Annotated in this window: 18 protein-coding genes; 3 read left to right on the top strand and 15 right to left on the bottom strand. The window is 42.6% G+C overall.

The features are described 5' to 3' along the window. Positions 1-96: 96 nt before the first annotated feature. Positions 97-1,503, top strand: a complete 1,407-nt coding sequence (cls, locus tag GTK07_RS15500) for a cardiolipin synthase (protein WP_163636159.1) — start codon at positions 97-99, stop codon at positions 1,501-1,503. Here cls and GTK07_RS15505 read toward each other — a convergent pair. From GTK07_RS15505 to GTK07_RS15555, 11 genes are all read right to left on the bottom strand, one after another. Then, positions 1,498-2,505, bottom strand: coding sequence for a 2-hydroxyacid dehydrogenase (locus tag GTK07_RS15505; protein WP_163636160.1), 1,008 nt, complete (start codon positions 2,503-2,505; stop codon positions 1,498-1,500). The genes cls and GTK07_RS15505 overlap by 6 nt on opposite strands. 22 nt (positions 2,506-2,527) lie before the next feature. Further along, positions 2,528-2,971, bottom strand: coding sequence for a hypothetical protein (locus tag GTK07_RS15510; protein WP_163636161.1), 444 nt, complete (start codon positions 2,969-2,971; stop codon positions 2,528-2,530). A 54-nt stretch (positions 2,972-3,025) separates the two neighbouring features. After that, complete coding sequence (locus tag GTK07_RS15515; RefSeq protein ID WP_163636162.1) at positions 3,026-3,466, bottom strand: Hsp20/alpha crystallin family protein; 441 nt, start codon at positions 3,464-3,466, stop codon at positions 3,026-3,028. A 68-nt stretch (positions 3,467-3,534) separates the two neighbouring features. Next, entirely contained in the window at positions 3,535-3,939 is a 405-nt protein-coding gene (locus tag GTK07_RS15520) for a hypothetical protein (RefSeq protein ID WP_163636163.1), read from the bottom strand. 81 nt (positions 3,940-4,020) lie between these two features. Then, positions 4,021-4,434, bottom strand: coding sequence for a hypothetical protein (locus GTK07_RS15525; RefSeq protein ID WP_163636164.1), 414 nt, complete (start codon positions 4,432-4,434; stop codon positions 4,021-4,023). A gap of 12 nt (positions 4,435-4,446) precedes the next feature. Continuing rightward, the gene (locus tag GTK07_RS15530; RefSeq protein WP_235932891.1) at positions 4,447-5,316 is read right to left on the bottom strand and encodes a universal stress protein; all 870 of its coding nucleotides are present in this window, start codon (positions 5,314-5,316) and stop codon (positions 4,447-4,449) included. Between the two features lie 40 nt (positions 5,317-5,356). Then, positions 5,357-6,172: a universal stress protein gene (locus tag GTK07_RS15535; protein ID WP_163636165.1), complete on the bottom strand. Its 816-nt coding sequence runs from the start codon at positions 6,170-6,172 to the stop codon at positions 5,357-5,359. 3 nt (positions 6,173-6,175) lie between these two features. After that, positions 6,176-7,024 (bottom strand): universal stress protein, encoded by an 849-nt coding sequence (locus GTK07_RS15540; RefSeq protein ID WP_163636166.1) that lies wholly within the window; start codon positions 7,022-7,024, stop codon positions 6,176-6,178. Positions 7,025-7,128: 104 nt separating this feature from the next. Then, on the bottom strand, positions 7,129-7,965 hold the full coding sequence (locus GTK07_RS15545) for a universal stress protein (protein WP_163636167.1): 837 nt from the start codon (positions 7,963-7,965) through the stop codon (positions 7,129-7,131). Positions 7,966-8,053: 88 nt separating this feature from the next. Further along, positions 8,054-9,103, bottom strand: coding sequence for a response regulator (locus tag GTK07_RS15550; protein WP_163636168.1), 1,050 nt, complete (start codon positions 9,101-9,103; stop codon positions 8,054-8,056). Then, positions 9,081-10,640 (bottom strand): sensor histidine kinase, encoded by a 1,560-nt coding sequence (locus GTK07_RS15555; RefSeq protein ID WP_235932892.1) that lies wholly within the window; start codon positions 10,638-10,640, stop codon positions 9,081-9,083. The genes GTK07_RS15550 and GTK07_RS15555 overlap by 23 nt, the downstream gene beginning before the upstream one ends. 56 nt (positions 10,641-10,696) lie before the next feature. Here GTK07_RS15555 and GTK07_RS15560 point away from each other — a divergent pair, with 56 nt between their 5' ends. Next, the gene (locus GTK07_RS15560) at positions 10,697-11,104 is read left to right on the top strand and encodes a hypothetical protein (RefSeq protein ID WP_163636169.1); all 408 of its coding nucleotides are present in this window, start codon (positions 10,697-10,699) and stop codon (positions 11,102-11,104) included. Here GTK07_RS15560 and GTK07_RS15565 read toward each other — a convergent pair whose 3' ends face one another. From GTK07_RS15565 to GTK07_RS15575, 3 genes are all read right to left on the bottom strand, one after another. Continuing rightward, positions 11,105-11,926 (bottom strand): universal stress protein, encoded by an 822-nt coding sequence (locus GTK07_RS15565; RefSeq protein ID WP_163636170.1) that lies wholly within the window; start codon positions 11,924-11,926, stop codon positions 11,105-11,107. A gap of 160 nt (positions 11,927-12,086) precedes the next feature. Further along, positions 12,087-12,377, bottom strand: coding sequence for a chaperone modulator CbpM (locus GTK07_RS15570; protein ID WP_163636171.1), 291 nt, complete (start codon positions 12,375-12,377; stop codon positions 12,087-12,089). A gap of 4 nt (positions 12,378-12,381) precedes the next feature. Further along, entirely contained in the window at positions 12,382-13,290 is a 909-nt protein-coding gene (locus GTK07_RS15575; protein ID WP_163636266.1) for a DnaJ C-terminal domain-containing protein, read from the bottom strand. A gap of 195 nt (positions 13,291-13,485) precedes the next feature. Here GTK07_RS15575 and upp point away from each other — a divergent pair, with 195 nt between their 5' ends. Further along, positions 13,486-14,139, top strand: a complete 654-nt coding sequence (upp, locus tag GTK07_RS15580; RefSeq protein WP_163636267.1) for a uracil phosphoribosyltransferase — start codon at positions 13,486-13,488, stop codon at positions 14,137-14,139. Position 14,140: 1 nt separating this feature from the next. Here the strand turns inward: upp and GTK07_RS15585 are convergent, their stop codons facing one another. Continuing rightward, positions 14,141-15,511 (bottom strand): MBL fold metallo-hydrolase RNA specificity domain-containing protein, encoded by a 1,371-nt coding sequence (locus tag GTK07_RS15585; protein WP_163636172.1) that lies wholly within the window; start codon positions 15,509-15,511, stop codon positions 14,141-14,143. Position 15,512 lies beyond the last annotated feature (1 nt).

Genomic DNA, 15,512 nt, shown 5'->3' on the forward strand with positions numbered 1-15,512 from the left:
ACAATGGCATCCTTATCTTACCCATGGCATGAAAACGATCAGCTTTTTTGAACCGAAAGCGCGTTATCTTTAACATAAATAGAAAGTTATATTCCCATGCTCTTACCCATCGCCATAGGAGTTTACATTTTGATCGCCCTGATCTTGGTTGTAAGTTTGCTTTTGAACGGGGTAAGACCCAGCAAGACCTTGGCATGGCTATTGGCCATTTTCACCATTCCCGTTGGAGGTGTATTGCTTTATCTTTTGTTTGGAAGAAATAGAAGAAAAAGTAAAATGTTCTCATTGAAAAATTCCGTTACGCATCTTAAGGACATTCCTTATGTTCATTGTGAACCCCCACTGTCTAACAACAAGCGAAAAATAACCCACCTCATACATAAGACTGTTAACTGTCCGGTTACGTGTGACAATGAACTGAGCTTGTTGCAAGATGGTAAAATCACTTTTGAAAGTATTTTTGATGCCTTGGAAAGTGCCCAGGAGCACATCCATCTGCAGTATTACATTTATGAGGATGGTCTGTTGGCGGAAAAGCTTCTGGATATCTTCCAAAGAAAAATTGCCGAAAATGTTACAATAAGACTATTATATGATGGCATCGGAAGTTATTCCCTGAGTAAAAAATACCTAAAAAAATTAAAGGCCATAGGGGTGGAAACTGCACAGTTTCTTCCTTTTAGGTTTGGACGGTTCCTTACCGCCCTCAATTACCGCAACCACCGCAAGATCATTGTTGTGGACAATAAAGTAGGATTTACTGGTGGGATCAACATATCCGACAAGTATCTTAAAGGTGACCCCTCCTTAGGAAAATGGCATGATACGCATTTGAAAATTGAAGGGGAAGCCGTTGATTACCTAAACCGGATTTTCATCACGGATTGGTATCTGGCAAGCGGAATCCATGTAGACATGAACCCTTTTAAAATTGCGCGACCCACTACCTCCCAAGTTTCACTTCAGATTGTACCCAGTGGCCCGGATGATGATTTTGATGTGATGGAGCAAGTGTATTTTTCCATCATCAACAGTGCAGAGAAATACCTGTACATCGTAAACCCGTACATCATCCCCAACCATGCCATACTGCAAGGATTGATGACCGCTGCGCTTAGCGGCGTGGATGTTCGATTGTTGATGTCGGCCACTACCGATATCAAACTGGTGGACTGGTGCGTCAGGGCCTATTACGAGTCGTACCTAAAGGCAGGGATCAAAGTGTATCTGTTCTCCGATGGTTTTTTACACAGCAAGGTAATGCTCTGCGATGACGAGATTGCAAGTATCGGAACCGCTAACCTTGACAACAGGAGCCTGCAACAGAATTATGAGGCCCAAGCCTTTGTTTATGATACCGTACTTTGCCAACATATGAAGAGGGAGTTTTTGGAGGACTGTGCCAAATCCGAATTATTGAATGATTACTTCAAATACAGCCAACGTCCCTGGTTGAACAAATTGATTGAGGGATTTGCCAAACTGTTGAGTCCGCTTTTATAGCGCAAAGGTCTGGTACCCCAACTCATTTTTACAGGTCCTCCCCTCTTCCCAACAATCCAAATTGTACAGGGTTGTGGCCGCAATACGCTGCAAGGCTTCCTTGGTAGCAAAGGCTTGGTGAGGTGTAATCAACACATTGGGCATGGCAATGAGGTCTTTCAGTTTTTGGTCCTCAATGCCCTTTTGGCTAAGATCTTTAAAAAAGATGCCCCGTTCTCCCTCATACACATCCGTGGCATATCCCCCTAGAATTCCTTTTTTTAGGGCATCAATCAAATCTTCTGTTTTTATGATCCCGCCACGGGCCGTGTTGACCAAAAATGAGCCCTTTTTCATCGAATTGAAATGGGAAGCATTGATGGAATGATGGGTTTCATGGGACAGTGGCACATTGATACTAACAATATCGGCCCTTTTGAACATTTCTTCCAAAGGAAGGTATTCCAGGTCGTAATGGTTTTCCAGATATTGGTTTTGGTGAATATCGGTAGCAATCACCTTGCATCCGAAGGCATGAAAGATGTTTACCAATATGGAACCAATCTTACCTGTTCCATATATGCCCACCGTCTTTCCGTTCAGGTCTGACCCGATCAAATTGTCCAATGAAAAGTTATATTGGCTCACCTGCTGATGGGCCAATACCAATTTCCGGTTGAGGGCCAAAAGAAGGCCAATGGCATGTTCCGCAATGGCATGAGGCGAATATTCAGGGGCATAGGCCACCTTTAAACCAATCCTCATAGCGGATTTAATGCTCACATTGTTGTAACCCGTGGCCCGAAGGGTAATATACTTTACCCCAAGTTCCTTTAGGATTTCGAGGACGACCAACGAAGCATCGTCATTTGAAAAAATGGAGATGGCATCGTAACCGGCGGCCATTACCGCTGTGGTGGCATCCAAAGCTTCGGGTACAAATTTGATCTTGTGCCTCTCCCCATTGGCCCTCTTGAGGTTATCCACCTCAAAATCCTTGGCGCTGTAAACCAAAACTTTCATTGTTTTTGTGTTTGTATCAACCTTAATTCAACAGCCTTTTTTGCTTTTTCCTTTTGATCACCTGCGAAACAATATCGAACATCCTATTCTTGGCCTCGCGATATTTTACAAAATAGCGTTCCATTTCTTTTTCGAGGTCGGCATGGGTGTCCAAGTAGGCATTCTCCATCCTCGCTTGGTTTACATCATCGACCATGATCTGAAGTTGGTTTTCATGCAACTGTACTTTTTTAAAAAGATCTATCAACTCTTTTTCAGACTTGTTCAAAACTTCCACAACGGGCTGTACGGTATTGAACATGTCAGAATCGATAATATCCAAGGTATAATCCTTGATCATGCTGTTCAGGAATTTTTGCTCGTCCATTGCGAATTTTAATTCGGAGGACCATTTTTTGGACGCATCGTGTAATTCCTCAGCTGTCAACCATTCCCTAAAGGTCCCTTTTTGGATTTTTGCTTTCATTGTTTTTAGTTTTGGCGGCAAATGGATTTTCCTCCATTTGCCGCAAATTCTTACTTAAACCACTTCGATCACTTTTTTGGGTTGTTCCTTGGCTTCTTCCATTTTAAGAAGATGCAATTTTAAAATCCCATTTTTGTAAGTGGCTTTCACTTCTTTTTTTGGATCTACGGAATGGGGCAATTGCATGGTTCGGGTAAACGAATTGTAATTGAACTCCCTTCGGGTGTAGTCTTCATCCTTTTCGGTTTCTTCTTTGCTTTTTTGAGCAGAAACTTCCAAAAGGTCATCTTTCATGGTAATGTTGAAATCCTTTTTGTCAAACCCTGGGGCGGCAATCTCAATTTCAAAATCATCATTGTGCTCCTTCACGTTCATTGATGGCATGGATTTTTCCAAATTGAAAAAATCATCATCAATAAAAGTGTCTCGATTAAAAAAATCGATCAAGCTTTCATTCCATGGAAATCGCTTTCCGTTTAATTTAACCAGTGACATAATTAAAATTTTTAGAATAATGAATCTTTGTTATACCATATCCAATGCGCCGGCATTGGTACCATATCTCAATCCTGCGGTTTTTTTCGCTTTAGAATCGATCCCGCATAGCTGTACACCTTGTTCTTCAAATTGAGATAGCTCTCGATATAAGCCGTCATGGCATCCTTGAACGCTTGGTGTTTCTGATAATAGTGGGCATCACAGTCATCTGTGGTGCATTCAACCAGTCCGCCTAAATGCTTTTCATGATCGAGAATCGCCTTTTTCAATCGGTTCTTTTCCTTTTTGGAAAGGGCAAATTCCCGCTTAAAATCTTCCAGCCTCTCAAAAAGATTAGGTGTCCTTGGCTCAAATACATAGGAGTTCAACAACCGTTGTATGAAGAGCATTTCGTCATCAATAAACTGTAGGTAGGAGCTCCAGATTTGGAGTTCCTTATGCAAATCCCCTATTTTTCCCAATGTGACCATGACCCAAGGTTTTTAGTTCCAAGGCATTCATCAAGGTAAGGTTTGGTCGGTTTTTTTCAAATGATTTAAATCATTTGGTGGTTATCGATCATTCAAACCAAAGGTTTGTTTTACAAGTGCCGTGAATTGATTCTGGGTCATACTGTCCGCCTTTTCAGTGGCAATTATCTTTTGGGCCAAAGCGGGGTAATGTTCTTCCAGTTCACCCACGAACTTTTCTGGGGCTTCGGCCGGTCCAAAAATGGCCAATTCATCCACATCTTGCAGTTCCAAAGTTATGTTTTCAAAATACCTTTTTAGTTGATGTTTTTCCCGCTCCAGGTATTTGCTGTCCTGCACCACATCTTGTGGCCCCCAGTTGGCCTTGGAACGTGATCCGCCTTTGGGATTGAAAAATTCCAATTCGGACTCTACATTGAAAACACTTTCCCCATCCTCTTCCAAGACCACACCGAGGGCCTCTTTTTTATCCAACCAAATTCCAACTTTTTTCATCTTTTACATTTTTCAGTTATCATTGAGTTCCAAAATGGGCACTTCAGGATCATAGCCTATTTCCTTTACCAAGGGGTTGGACAGAATGCTTCCAAAGAACAGATGCTTCCTGTTCATAAAAACGATCATATCGCAATGTTTGCTTTCCACAAACAGATGGATTCCCTTGCTCACCTTCACGGAGGACAAAAAATGGGTTTCATATTCGGTTCCTTCCAAAATATCGAGCAATAATTTTTTGTTTTCCTCTTCCATCCTATTCAGTTTACCATCCTTATCCCGATCTATGTGCAATACATTGATCTTGGCACCATGCAATTTGGCTATTTCGATGAGGTATTCGATTTCCCGTTTTTTAAAATGCGTTTTGTAATCGGTCGGGAAGACAATTTCCCTTGGAGGTTCTACGGAATAATCGCTTGGAACGGCAATTACAGGACATTCCTTGATGCGTTCCATCACTGATACGGTATTGGTCCCAAAAACCCTAGCCTTGGCATCCGTAACCCCTTTGGTACCCATAATGATGATGTCGATGTCTTTCTTTTCGATTACATTACGTATGGCCTCGGTAAGACTGTTGAAGGTAACAATGGTATGCAGGGTATGCTTTTCATTATCAGGATGCAGATCAAGGAGTTCCATTAAACGGGCCATGCCGTCTTCTGCCTCTTTTTTTGCAGCCTCATATAAAGGTTCACCAATCTCGGGCACTCTCATGCTGTCTAAATTATAGCCAGAAACATGGAATGCGTTCAAAAGGTAAAAATCGCACTTAACGTCTTTGTACAACTCAAAGGCATATCTAATGGCGTTCAGGGCATTTTTTGAATAATCCGTGGGTAACAATGCGCGCTTGTCCATGGCTTTTATGTTTTTCATTAAAGCTACACCCAACTTTGAAAACACACCATGACCTGCATCATTTTGGTCGGTCCGGAAGAATCAAAAAAGGAACCGTTAATTTGGTGTTCAGGTCTTTGATGATTCCCTTACCGATAAATTCCAAAAAGAAATGATGTTGGTAGTAGACCATGCAAAGCATGTCAATGTTCCACAACTCCACAAATTCCAAAATGGTACTGACCTTATCCTGAAATACAGGTAAGACCACTTCTTTGGAAAGGTTCTTGGAAATCGCTTTTAAAAACTTAGCCCTGTGTTTGGCCATAGAATCTGTTCCCTTGCTTTCTTCTATGCTCATAGGCAACAATGTACTATCCATGATATTGGAAAAAAATAAAAGCGCCCTCACATTTTCCTCGGCAATGGCATTGACATAATTGGATACGAAGGCAATTTTTTCCACAGGTTTAAAATCAATTTCCAACGGAACGATCAACACTGGACACTGGTTAACTTCACGCACCAATTGCATGGCATTGTTACCAAACAAAATGTTGGCACCCTCTTCTTTGGCCTTGTTGCCAATTACCATCAGATCAATCGGAAATTCCATGGCATATCCCAAAATTCCCTTGGTCACACTATGGCACAGGGATACTTTTTTGATTTGATGATTGGAATTTTTACCCAAATCCAGCACTAACCTATGCGCCATGGCATCCAACCCTTGCACGGATTCCACTTGTTCGTTTTCTGAAACATTCCCTGCGGAAGATGTACACACATTTACCAGATGAAAGGTGCATTCCTTACTTTTGAACAGCTTAGCCGCATAATACAGGGCATTGTATGAATTGTTGGAAAAATCCGTTGGGACCAAGATTTGTAACATGGCTTAACTTTTAAGATTATAGGGAAGTACCAAAAATGGGATTTGACTGTGAAGACCCATATTCTTAATTACGGGCTCTATAAACAAGCGTTCCAAAAAGGTGTGTTTGTTTTTGACCATGACCAATATTTCGGCGGTCACTTTTTCCTGTATGGCATTGATGGCGATAGCCAACTCTTGATCGGGCACATCGTGAAAAATATGGTTTTGTTCCACCATCAAACCTTCTAAGTGGCCCCTGTTATTTTCCTGTGTTTCCGTTAATCCCTCTGGGGAAGCTACATGCATGATATGGATCTTGGAATGCCATAATCTGGCCAATTTCAGTAGGAAGGCAACATCAATCTTATCAAAATCGACTTCGAGGTCGGTAGGAAATAAAATTTCTCCTGGGGTTGTGTACTTGTAATTTGCTGGAATGACAAGTACCGGAATTTGGGCGCGGTTGAGCACATGAACTGTATTGGAACCGAACAAAATTTCTTTGGCACCTGTTGCTCCCTGGGTGCCCATGATGATAAGGTCCACTTGTTCTTTCTTAGCAAATAACCGGATTTCATCTTCTAGGGTATTGAATGCCGTATGGGTAACAAATTGATGTTTGGGATTGTCGAACTTGGCTTTGATACGCTCCCGGGTTTTATCCAACTGTGCTTCCGCGGCGTACTTTAAATCGTCAGGTAGACCTATTAGGCCCGGACTTCCCAAGGCATAATCAATACGATAAATAGCAGGGGTATAGGTGTGCATAAGGTAAAAAACGGTTGTAGTATTTTCCAACAACCTAGCCGCATAGCTGATGGCATGGAACGCATTTTCGGAAAAATCGGTGGGCAGTACAACCTTTATCATGACGCATTTGCTTTACATCCTACAATGGCATAAAGCTAGCTACCTATTAATCGAAATACTATGATTTCCATCACATTAAAAACCAGTTGCCGTTTTATGTTGATTTATTGATGGATGACATAAAAGGGCACCTTGGTATGAAAACTGATTTGCTCCACCAAAGAATCGAACAAGATCAATTGAATGAAATTCAGGTTTTTGGCTACCATGACCATCATGTCAATGTCTCTACTTTCCACAAAACATTGAATGGCGGACTTTACACTTTTGTTGGTTATGGTGTGGGCACTGTACCGGGCCGGAAAGGATTCTTCCATAAAATCTAGCAGGTAATCCTTATTTGTGGTCTGTTCAGGATTTAGGGAATCATGCCCTTTCATCACATTCATGACCCTAAAATTACCGTCTCCCAACTCCAGCATTTCTGACATAGAGCGTAATATTTCGTGGGAATAGAAAATATTGTAATCCGTAGGAAAGGCAATTTCTATAGGTTTTGAAAACGCTACATTATTGGGAACCACCAAAGTATTGCACTGCACCTTGGTCACTACATCACCAGCATTGCTGCCTACCACTTTTTCTTGTAAACCGGAGACGCCTTTGGTCCCCATTACAATCAGGTCGATGTGTTGCCCTTCCACGTGCTTTTTTATAGTTGGAACGAAAAAGCCATTTTCATGAAGGGAGTAAAAGTAATGGTTGGGGTTGTTGTTAAGTTTTCGTGTGCTTTCCACCAATTCCAGCAACTTTTTTTTGGAGGTCGACGGAATTGTACCCTTTGTCCCGTCAACCGCCTCATCCTCCAAATTGGAATCCAAAACTGAACCCACATACAGCAAATAAAAGCTGCACTCCTTGGCATCGAACAATATCTGGGCATATTTTAACGCGTTGGTGGAGTTTTCAGAAAAATCCGTAGGGATCAAAATATTCTTCATCGGGCTTCTGAATAAGGTCCAAAGTTTAACATTCCCTTAAACACATGGAATGATAAATATCATGCCTATTTTCCTTGAACCCCCAATATCAATGCACCCGCTCCAATGCTGCTTTGTCCAGCACCACAATATTTCTGTTCTCAATCGTAATAAGCCCTTCGTTTTTGAAATCGGACAAGGTCCTGATCAAACTTTCCGTGGCAATGCCTGCCACGCCTGCCAAATCGCTCCGTGCAATTTTTAAGGGACTGTTCTTTCCTCTGTTCATGGCCTTGCAATACATCAACAGGGTCTGTGCCGTTTTCTTCCTAACAGAGCTATAGGCCATTTGCAACAATTGCTTTTTGATCTGTACCAAATCCTCCGCAATGACATCCATCAGTTCAAGGGAAACGTTCTTGTTCTCTTCAAGGATCGATTTCACCTTTTCCTTATGGAGCCCTGCCAATTCCACATCCTCAATGGCCACCGCATATTCTTGGTAAGGAAAGTTATCCGTTAGCGAGGTAAATCCCAAAAAATCGTCTTCGGAACAGACGGAGGTAATAAGTTCCTTGCCTTCTTCGTCCAGACCACAACTTTTGACCACCCCTTTTAAAATGAGGTACACCATATTGGAGTGCTCGCCTATAGTATAAATGGTTTCATCCTTTTTATATGTGAACAACTGTCCGTGGTCGTCAAAGAAATTCTTCAGCTCGTTAAGGGAACGTATGTCATCTCCTTCTTTATGGGTGGCCTTCCGATCCAAAAAGGAGTTTTCCAAATGTTCCGCTTTTTCCAACCGGGAGTAAATGGCGCCTAAAAGTTCTTCCTCCTCAAAAGGTTTGGTAAGGTAATCATCCGCTCCTAAATCCATGCCTTTGCGAACCTCGGAACGTTCAGTTTTGGCCGATACAAAGATGAAGGGAATATGCCGGGTCTGATCACAGGATGCCATTTGTTCAAGCACTTCATAGCCATCCATTTCGGGCATCATGATATCGCAAAGTACAATATCCGGGCGTTCCCTTTTGGCCAGTTCCAGAGCCAACTTTCCATTGGAGGCCGCAAAAACCCGAAACCCCGAGAGTCCCAGCAATTCTTCTACATTTTCGCGTAAAGAGGTGTCATCCTCAACCAGAAGCACTTTTTTCATTTTCCTTGTTGTTAATGGGTATGTGCAGTGTAAATGTGGAGCCCTTGCCCAACTCACTTGTAAAAGTGATATTGGCGCCAAGGTTGTGCATATGCTGGCGTACTATGTTCAACCCTATCCCCGTACCCTGAACAGTGAGTACGTTACTGGCCCTAAAATACCGATCAAAAATAAAGGGTTGTTCCTTCTTAGGGATTCCAAGTCCTTGATCCGTGATAGCAATCTGCAATGCGGCACCTATCTTAGTGGCCTTCAGTTCTATTTCGGTATCCTCGGGGCTATACTTTATGGCGTTGTGCACTAAATTGGAAAGTGACAGGGCCATGATCTTCTCATCAAAATCGATGGTTATACCTTCAATATCCATAGGATATCGGATTCGTTGACCTTCCTTCAAAAGCGTATTGGAGTCGTAAATGACCTCATTGACCAACTTGCTCAATGGGAAATTAGTGATATTGTAATTGACTTTTCCTGTATCCAACCGTTCAATCGATAGAAAATCGGTAAGGATGCTATCCAAATGTCTTACCTTAGACTTAATGGTGTTGATGTGCTTGTCCCTTTTATCCTGTTGATCGGTTTCGGTGTATTTTGACAAAAGCGAAGTGGAAGTCAAAATACTGGTCAAAGGAGTTTTGAACTCATGCGAGACCAAGGACAAAAATTTGGTCTTGAGTTCGTTCAGTTTTTTTTCTGCTGTCAAGGCTTCCCTAAGTTGTTGGGTACGTTCCTCAACGGTGTTCTCCAATTGTTGGGTATAGGTCTTTCGTTCCGTGATATCCAATACAATGGCCACACAGACCTTCCGTTTGCCAATGGCCGACAATTGAAGGTGCACCTCCACCGGATAAAGGCTGCCATCCTTCCGTTTATGAACGGTTTCAAAGTTTACTTTCTCCCTTTTTCCCCCGATCAATGGGGCCACCAATCGTTTCATCACTTCCATGGAGAGTTTCGGTTTAATGTCCAGTACAGACAACCGGTTTAACTCCTCCAGATGATACCCAAGGTTGAGTTGGGCCCCTCGGTTTACGTTGATGAATACAAAGGTTTCGGCATCAAAGACATAAATTTCGTTCAGTGATTCATCAAAGATCTGGAACCAATAATCTATGGTCTGTTCCGCCTTTTTACGTTCCGTAATGTCCACAACAATGGCCATCACATATTTTTTGTTCCCCAGACTGAAGGGGTTCAGGCTTATTTCCAAAGGAAACCGCTGCCCGTTCTGTTGTACTCCAAATAATTCCAGGCCAGGGCCCATGGTCCTTGCCTTTCCTTCCTCAATAAAATCGCGGACCTCATGCCGATGCCTTTGGCGCAATCCTTCCAAAATCAATACATCCAATGGCCTACCCACCAAATTTTCTTCTTGGTATCCGAACATCCTATTGGCTGCAGAATTGGCCGACACAATCTCCTGCGATTCATCAACAATGACCACTCCTTCGGAAATTACTTCCGAAATTACCTTCAAGACATCGTATTTTTCCAATAGTTCCATAGCCACCTTAAAGGTACTGATTTTGGTCATAGGCCGGTTTTTTTTGCATGCCTATCTTTATTTATCAAGCACAGGAAAATAGCAAAATGATGGGAAAAAGTAAGAAACAAGGGAATGAACTGTATCAAAATTTAGGTAAGCTTTTTTATGCCGTTGCAATGGCCGATCATAGCATTCACGTGAAGGAATTGGAAAAACTGAATGAACTGGTCCATGATATTTGGCTGGATATGGATACCGTTGAGGATGGATATGGTACGGACGCCGCCGCCCAAATTGAGACCGTTTTTGAATGGCTCTTGGAATATGGGAAAAATGCTGATGACGTCTATGAGGAGTTTGAACAGTTTTATACCGAAAACAAACCATTGTTTACGCCCAAGATCAAACAATTGACCATGTCCACAGCTAGGGCAATTGCCTCCTCGTTCTCCGGAAGCAACAAAGCCGAATTGATCCAACTTGGCAGATTGGAACTTTTGTTCCGTTCCTGATCATAGTTTGATGGTCATCACGGGTAATTTGGCATGGTTGGATACATTTTCGGCCAAGCTTCCTACTAGAAAATGGGCAAAGCCTTTTCTTCCGTGGGTGGGGATTACCAATAGATCCACATTGTTCATCAAACAATAGTTGAACAATCCTCCTTCTACGGTATGATAGTTATAAAAGTGCACCTCAACGGATTGGTCCAGTTCTCTTTTAAAGTCAGCCACTCGTTTTCTCACATCATCAACTCCCATGAAATTGGCCCCTGCATCATTTATATACACTATTTCAATAGAGGCCGATAACAGCTGTGCAAGCGCGGATGCTTTTTTAAACGCAGGGATACTTTCATTTTCCAAATCCGAGGCAAAAACCATTTTGTTTACTTTAAAATCAAGATGTTGATGTTTAATGACCAAAACGGGGATTTCAGAAGTGCGGATTACCTTTTCGGTGTTGGATCCCACAAATAGATCGGACAAACCACTCGTGCCGTGAGACCCCATGACCACCAAGTCGCAATTTTGCTCTTTGGCCACTTGGTTCACTTCCTTAAAGTCCTTATAGTTTTGGATGATGACCTCAACGGGGATTTCCCGGAGATACTCTTTTTTGGTAATGTCTTTTAGTTTTTTCTTCGCCAATTTTAAATAGTACTTGGCCTCCTGTTCTTCGGCAATTTCCGAGTTGGCCAATACGGATTCAGACATGCCTATCATATGAAGCAGTACAATCCCAGATTCATGTTTTTTGGCCATTTGGGCGGCTACCTCAAGAGCATATTCCGAATACTCGGAAAAATCGGTGGGTACTAGAATTTTTTTCATGATATCCGAAGTTATCGCCATGGGATTTTGTTCTTGAACCAAAAATCCAAAACGCCTATACTTGTGATAGTTTCCATTTGTTTGGATTTTAGCTTAAAAGTAGAAACCATGTCTCCGCAATCCTATGACCTAGGTCATATCATTATGAATACGGAGCAGCCTACCCCAACCTATCCAACTTTCTGCGAAGGGCGACAACTTCTTGCTGAAGGTTCTGTACCTGCTCCAATAAATGGTACACGGCCTGTATCCCTTCTGGGTTTATGTCGAGTTCGCGATGCAACCGCACCATTTTTTCAAGGATGGGCAATTCTTCCATAGGGATGAAGGCTTCCTCTTCAACATGGTCTACCCTCAAAAGTTCAAACTCCTGCATGGAGAGAACAAAGGATTCCTGCACCCCGTGATGCTCACAAAATGTTTTGATCGATATGTAGTTTTCCTGTGCCATGTTTTTATGCTAGGTTGGCTTTTTCAAGGGCTTCAAATAAGGTGCGTTGTTCTGGGGTAAGGTTTTTGGGAATGCTCACATTATAGGTCAAAATCAAATCCCCGAACTGACCTTCCTTTTTATATTTGGGAAATCCTTTTCCCTTTAGTTTGACCTTGGTGCCGTTGTCGGTACCTGGCGTTACCTTTAATTTTACTTTTCCGGTTAAGGTTTCCACCACTATTTCACCACCGAGTACTGCTTTTACCAAAGGAACTTGGACATTTTTGTACAGATCGGCCCCATCTCTTTTAAAAACCGTGTTGTTTGTGATGAAGAAGGTGATATAAAGGTCGCCTGCAGGGCCTCCTTCAATTCCGGGCCCGCCATGCCCGTTGATCTTGATGGTCTGTCCATCTTCGATGCCGGCAGGGATACTTAACCGGATGTTCTTCCCATTCACGGTGAGGGTCTGTTTTTTGGTGGTATACACATCCATAAGTGACAAATGCAATTCCGCATGGTAGTCCTGACCGCGGTAACGAACTTTTTGTCCCCGACCACCAAAGCCAGTGGCACCCCCGAACATGGATTCAAAGAAATCCGAAAAATCCTGGGTAGAACCTCCCGAGTGGGAATAGGTGTATCCTGAATAATCGCCCTGCGGCCTCTGTGCCCTTGAACGTTTTGCCTTTTCAAATTCTTCGGCATGTTGCCAGTCCTTTCCGTACTGGTCATATTTTTTCCTTTTATCAGGGTCCGAAAGTACTTCATTCGCCTCGTTCACCTTTTTAAAGTTCAATTCGGCATCCTTGTCATTCGGATTCAAATCGGGATGATATTTTCTGGCCAGCTTCCGATACGCTTTTTTAATGTCGTCGGTGCTTGCACTTTTATCAACCCCCAAAACCTTGTAATAGTCAATAAAATCCATAGTTGAAATTGTATTCACTTTTTGAAACATCCTGTGATGAACCCAAAATTCTTCCCAAGAAAATTCCTATTCAAATTAAGAAAAAGTTGGGTAAGGTCCACAATGACCGATATCAGGAAATCCTATAACCTCCCTTCCGAAGTTTCTGCCTATTTTTACATAGAGCACAACACCCAACCGCCAAAGTTATTGCTGATGATAGTACACCAGTTCGATCAGACCAATTCCGTTTTGAATACCTTCTTGGCAGAAATGCGCGACATCCATATTCAAAAAGATCCCATGCGCTTTAGAAGGAACATTGAACGGATTGGAGAGGTACTTGCCTATGAAGTGAGCCAATCCTTGGACTATGAGGAAGCCGAAATTACCACACCCCTTGGCAAGAAAAAGACCTACCTATGCTCGGACCAACTGGTGCTTTGTTCGGTATTGAGGGCGGGCCTCCCCCTTCACAATGGACTATTGAGCTTTTTTGACGGTGCGGAAAATGCTTTTATCTCGGCTTATCGCCATCACCCCAACAATGAAGATGATTTTGAAGTAATCGTAAAATATTTTGCGGCACCTTCTCTGGATGGCAAGATTTTGATCCTTACCGACCCCATGTTGGCCACTGGTAAAACTTTGGAGAATGTGCTGAAGGCTTTAAAGGGACATGGTACGCCAAAACAAATCCACATCATATCCGTTATCGGTTCTAAAATGGGTGTTTCCAAGGTAGCTCAGGTTTTTCCTAGGGATACACAACTATGGATCGCTGCCGTGGATGAGGGATTGTCCAGTAAGGGATATATTATTCCTGGCCTAGGCGATGCGGGCGACTTAAGTTATGGGGTAAAATTATGATTTAAAGCCAAAGTTCAATCACCTCGTTCAATTTGGGAATGTGGCAATGCCAACCGAACCTTTCTTGGATTTTTGATTTATAAATTTCCATTGCTGTATTTTCTCCATGAATCAAGAATACCTTTTCCGGAACATTTTGGATAGCGCCCATCCAAGTTAGCAGTTCTTCTTGATCGGCATGGGCGGAAAGACTCTCCAAGTGCATGATATTGGCGTTGATGTCCACATATTTCCCGAACATTTTTAGCTCAGTGGTACCTTCCAAAAGTTTACGACCTCGGGTTTCTTCGGCTTGGTAGCCCACCAACAAAATGGAAGTCGATTTTTTACCCGCCAACTGTTTGATGTAGGTCAATACCCTACCTCCAGTGACCATTCCACTTCCTGCTATCACGATTTTTGGTCTTGGGTCGTCAATGGTTTCCCATGTCTCCCGATAGGAACTGACCAGATTTATATGGTTGCACATATTGTTGTATTCTTCCTGGGAAAGCTTGTGCCATTTTGGATAATGTTCAAATACCTCCAACACGTTGGTACCCATGGGACTGTCCACGAATATGGGAATATTGGGAATCAGGTTCTTGCTATATAATTTCCACAATTGATACATGAGGGATTGTAAGCGTTCCACCGCGAAGGATGGAATGATCAAAGTACCCCGTTCTTTTATGGATCGATCAATCAGTTCGGTGAGTATTCCGGCAACATCTTCTTTCGGGTGCAATCTATCGCCATAGGTACTTTCCACAAAAAGATAGTCTGCCCATTGGGGTTGTTTGGGCGGATTGAGCAGGTCATCCTGCATTCTTCCCACATCCCCTGAAAAAACAAAAAGCTTCCCAAAAAGGTTCAATTCGATAAAGGTGGAACCAATGATATGTCCGTTATACTTGAAGGTGGCATGGCAATTTTCAGACAAGGTGACTGCTTCCCCCTCCTCAATATTTTCAAAAAGATTTAGAGCCGCGTCCACATCGTACTGTGTGTAAAGAGGAAGTGCAGGATGATGTTTGCTATAGCCTTCCCTATTGGCCCTCTCGGCTTCTTCTTCATGAATCTTGGCACTGTCCTCTAAAATGATCTTAGCTATTTCCAAACTGGGGGCCGTTCCTAAAATCTTTCCCGAAAAGCCCTGACGGACCAACAAGGGCAAATATCCGCAATGGTCCAAATGCCCATGGGTCAATAATACCACATCAATATTTGCAACCTGAATGGGCAGGGGTTCCCAATTTTGCAACCTGAGTTCCTTTAATCCTTGAAACATGCCGCAGTCCACCAAGATGTTAATCTGATCCGTTTCCAAATAAAACTTAGATCCTGTAACGGTTCCAGCTCCTCCTAAAAACTGTATCTTAAGTTTGTTCATA

Origin of the sequence: Flagellimonas sediminis, from assembly GCF_010500845.1 — a bacterium.
GTDB lineage: Bacteria > Bacteroidota > Bacteroidia > Flavobacteriales > Flavobacteriaceae > Flagellimonas > Flagellimonas sediminis.